This window comes from Corallococcus terminator (assembly GCF_003611635.1).
GTDB classification, from domain to species: Bacteria; Myxococcota; Myxococcia; order Myxococcales; family Myxococcaceae; genus Corallococcus; species Corallococcus terminator.
Window position 1 is genome coordinate 1 of sequence record NZ_RAVZ01000737.1, and the last position, 853, is coordinate 853.

Annotated in this window: 1 protein-coding gene; it reads right to left on the reverse strand. The window is 73.2% G+C overall.

What is annotated here, in order from left to right:
* On the reverse strand, nucleotides 1–853 hold an 853-nt coding region (locus D7V88_RS41875; protein WP_158625292.1), incomplete at both ends, for a condensation domain-containing protein.

An 853-nucleotide genomic window follows, 5' to 3' on the forward strand; every position in this document is an offset into this window, starting at 1 on the left:
CTTCCAGCTCCGCGTAGGTGACGCCCACGTCCCCATCCCGCACGGCCACGGCTCCAGGCACGCGCGCGGCCCGCTCCGCCAGCAGCGCGGCCACGGAACGCTCGCTCGGGAACGGCCGAGGCTCCGGGTTCCACGCGGCGAGCTGCTCCGCCTGCGCCGGGCCCACCAGGGACAGCCGGCCCACGGGGCGCGCGCCGTCCTCGCCCAGCACCTCGCCCAGCAGTTGCCAGAAGGACTCCGCCAGCGCGGCCGGTCCCTCTGGGGGAAAGGCGCTCCGCCGGAAGTCCAGGTCCACCGTGAGCTGGCCCTGCCCCAGCCGGTCGCTCACGTGCACCGCGAGCGAATGCGCCTCATGCCCATTGAAGAGCCAGGTGACGTCCACCGGGTGGCCGCCCAACTGCGCGTCGAAGCGTCCGTTCTGGAAGGAGACGAGCACGTCGAAGAGGGGCGGACCCTCCAATCCCCCGGCACGCAACTGCTGCGCGAGCAAGTCGAACGGATAGCGCTGGCCCCGCAGCGAGCGCTGTTGCGCCGCGCCCACGGAGCGCAGGAGCGACGCGAAGGGAGCAGTGCCGTCCACGTCGAAGCGCACCGGCACGGTGCCCACCATCATCCCGAAGGTGAGCAGGTCCTCCCGCGCGGCGCGGCCGTGGACGAACGTCCCCAGGCACGTGTCGCGCTGCCCCGTCAGCCGGGACACGAAGAGACCCGTGAGCGCGGCGAACAGCCGGGGCACCGTGCTCTCCGCGTGCTGCGCCACCCGGCCCACCGCCCGCGTCTGTTCCGCGTCCAGCGAGAAGGTGTGGCGAACGGCGCGCGTGTCGTCGAAGGGTGTGCCCACCGAGCGCAAGAG